At 53.9% G+C, this 2,746-nt stretch carries 3 protein-coding genes; 1 reads left to right on the top strand and 2 read right to left on the bottom strand.

The window, feature by feature from the left end; genetic code table 11:
* Positions 1–465 precede the first annotated feature (465 nt).
* Positions 466–1,341 carry a hypothetical protein gene (locus tag HMPREF0577_RS10435; protein WP_004013862.1) on the top strand — a complete coding sequence of 292 codons (876 nt, stop codon included), beginning with the start codon at positions 466–468 and terminating at the stop codon, positions 1,339–1,341.
* 537 nt (positions 1,342–1,878) lie between these two features.
* Here HMPREF0577_RS10435 and HMPREF0577_RS10425 read toward each other — a convergent pair.
* On the bottom strand, positions 1,879–2,298 hold the full coding sequence (locus HMPREF0577_RS10425) for a putative toxin-antitoxin system toxin component, PIN family (RefSeq protein WP_004013860.1): 420 nt from the start codon (positions 2,296–2,298) through the stop codon (positions 1,879–1,881).
* 8 nt (positions 2,299–2,306) lie between these two features.
* Entirely contained in the window at positions 2,307–2,591 is a 285-nt protein-coding gene (locus tag HMPREF0577_RS10420) for an AbrB/MazE/SpoVT family DNA-binding domain-containing protein (RefSeq protein WP_004013859.1), read from the bottom strand.
* Positions 2,592–2,746: the final 155 nt, after the last annotated feature.

Genomic DNA, 2,746 nt, shown 5'->3' with positions numbered 1-2,746 from the left:
GGAAACACACCCGGAATACTTTAACACGGTGGGGACTGCTGCCAGCACCATGCCCAGAACCGATCTCCCGGAGCCGGTAGGTCGATATCACAATCCAGACTAAGAAATCCCCCGGAGCCCGGATAACCGTCCTCTATGGCGATAACACCAAATCCCGTAACACTGGGTTTCCCTGAAGTCGTGACGGATCTGGCTCGACTTGTGCTGGGTTCCCGGGAGTCCGAAAATCGGCTTTTATGTACGCCGTGGACATCTATACCCTGCTAAGTTTCTCAAAACCCCAGGTCAAAGTATTTCCCATTTCCGGCAAACCCCGGAAAATGCCCCACGAATGTCCAAAACGCCAAAATCGACTCATGATTCGGCGCAAATCGTGGTTTGCGACTATGACTGTGGAAAAATCGTTTTCCACAATTGCGTCTGGCGCGAGTTGCAGGACTCTGCGCGAGGCGAGAGCATTGGCTCATGGACCCAGAATTAGAAGAATTCATGAAACTAAACCAAGGTGCGTATCCGCTGCGCGAGCTTAACACGTACTTTGGGCGTTACTCGTTGGCGTGTGCCAGCCGAGCCGGGCAACTGAAAGTAATCAAACGCTGCGTCGCGTATCTGCCGGGCACGGATAGGCGTGTCGTAGTGGCGCGCGCCAACCGGGGCCATGTCGCGTGTGTGACGGCACTGCGCAAATGGGGCGTGGATACGCTGCGTCGCCCCCGAAAGATTCATGTGGCGGTGGCGCATAATTGTCACCGGATACATACAAAAAACACGGTGATACACCGGATTCTACCCGCCGCGCCGAGCCTGTCCCGGCTATACGTCGATGACCCGGTGGCGACGGTGGTATGTGCTCTGAAGTGCGTCGACACGCCGGAAGAGCGCGAAGTAATCGTTGACTCTGCTCTGTTTAAAGGGCTGGCAACTAAGGAACAGTTGCTGGCCGAAGTTGGGGAACGCGGCTCCGTCGAGGTACGCCAGGCTATTGAACTCGGCAGCTACCGGGCGCGTTCTCCGCTGGAGACCAACGCGCGGCGCGTGCTGCGCGGGCTCGGGCTGAACGTGAAAGTCGGTCAGGTTATAGCGGGCATCGGCGAAGTTGACATGGTCGTCAGCAACGGGGTACATGAGGTGATAGTCGAACTTGATGGCTACGAGTGGCACGCCAGGCACAGTCAGTTCGTCGAGGATCGCCGGCGCAGCCGCGAATCGTTGATTAACCAACTAGCTACCCTGCGCTTCACCTGGGACGATGTCGAATCGGGACAGTTCAAGACTGATATAATCCGTTACTTCAAAAATCACGGCGGCCTGAGTGGAGCGGGCGAGGAATACGGTTCATAAGTAGGGTACTCTTGCCCGCCGGCGGTGTACCCGGCGGCGCTTGAGCTGGAATTACGAGACCCACTCGGCCTGACGCTCAGGAAAAGGCTTGTTGGCCGCGCCTAAGTGGGGATTACGAGACCCAGTCCAGGTCTCGCTACGGCCGTCCTTACTCTCGGGAATTCCAATTCAGGCCACTCTGCGGTCGCCCCAGCTCCAGGTTCCCAATCTGGAACCCGGACTGCGGGTGGTTTTTACCGATTTATTTGCGTTTTGGACATTCATGGAACGATTTTCGGGGCTTGCCGAAATCGGGAAATGCCCTGACCTGGGGTTTTCAAAAACTTACCAGGGGATAGATGTCCACGGTGCAAATAAAAACCGATATTCAGGCTCCCGGGAGCCCCAGTCCTAAACAAATCAACCCGCATATCTGAAAGCTGCCGACCACTGAGCCGAATAACCGTGTAGCCAAAGTCGGTGTCGCTGAATTCCGGGGTTAATCTTGCCCGAGACCCCTAGTTCTGAGAGAATTGAGCCTATCAGGCAGGGCTACACCTATTCGACTATTGATTTCCCATCCGCGTAGCGCTCTAAAAACTCCGCCGGAGTTAGAATCTCGGGGTATGTCAGGCGGACATCAGCAAAATCCTTGTCTCCCGTGACAAAAATGTCCACATTACTGTGTGTTGCCGCATATAAAATCGGGTAATCGTTGGGATCACGAATCTGGTACAGATTTTCCGGAATGTGTAACGGCATCACCGCCGACTCATAGTCCAGCCTCGCCAGGAACCGATCCACCGACGAGAGATAGCCAGGAAACTTCCGTGCAACCACCTCCCGGAACTCGTCAATCACATAAGTCGAAATCACCAGGTCATATTTCCAGGTAACCACTTCCATAATCCGCAAAACCTGCGGATTAGGAAACAACGCCATAGAAATCAGCACGTTAGTGTCCAGCATTACCCGCATGAGAGCGCCTACACGTTTTCGACCGACCCGGCACCCGACTTGGGGGCGCGTTCCTGGCGGACTTCTTTGACCAAGTCGACTACGTCACACTCGGTTTCGATACCGAGTTTTTCGGCCACGCCGGCGAAATCGTTTTGCAGTTCGAGCAGCGCCTGTACCGAGGGATTCACTATCACTACCCGGTCGCCATCCTCCAAAAACATTATTTTCCCACCCGTCTTCACCCCAAGTTTACGGCGTACCGCAATCGGGATAGTGATTTGCCCCTTAGCCGTGACTTTCGCTAGTTCCATTTTCTGTCATCCTCCCAATAATGCTTTTATAGTGCCACTTTTTTACAATGACATCGTAACGCTTTCACAGTGACACCCTTACAAGGAATCCCTTACTTTCCTTACTTTAAGGATACTCAAAAATACTGGCAAATAAAACCGGTTACCACGTTTGT

It is taken from the genome of Mobiluncus mulieris ATCC 35243, assembly GCF_000160615.1.
In the GTDB taxonomy this organism is placed as follows: Bacteria; Actinomycetota; Actinomycetes; order Actinomycetales; family Actinomycetaceae; genus Mobiluncus; species Mobiluncus mulieris.
The sequence above is the reverse complement of the archived record's forward strand: the minus strand, read 5'-3'. Positions and strand labels throughout refer to the sequence as shown.

Coding starts and splice junctions, on each gene's coding strand:
- HMPREF0577_RS10435 (WP_004013862.1), top strand. CDS start 466: ATGGACCCAGAATTAGAAGAATTCATGAAACTAAACCAAGGTGCGTAT.
- HMPREF0577_RS10425 (WP_004013860.1), bottom strand. CDS start 2,298: ATGCGGGTAATGCTGGACACTAACGTGCTGATTTCTATGGCGTTGTTT.
- HMPREF0577_RS10420 (WP_004013859.1), bottom strand. CDS start 2,591: ATGGAACTAGCGAAAGTCACGGCTAAGGGGCAAATCACTATCCCGATT.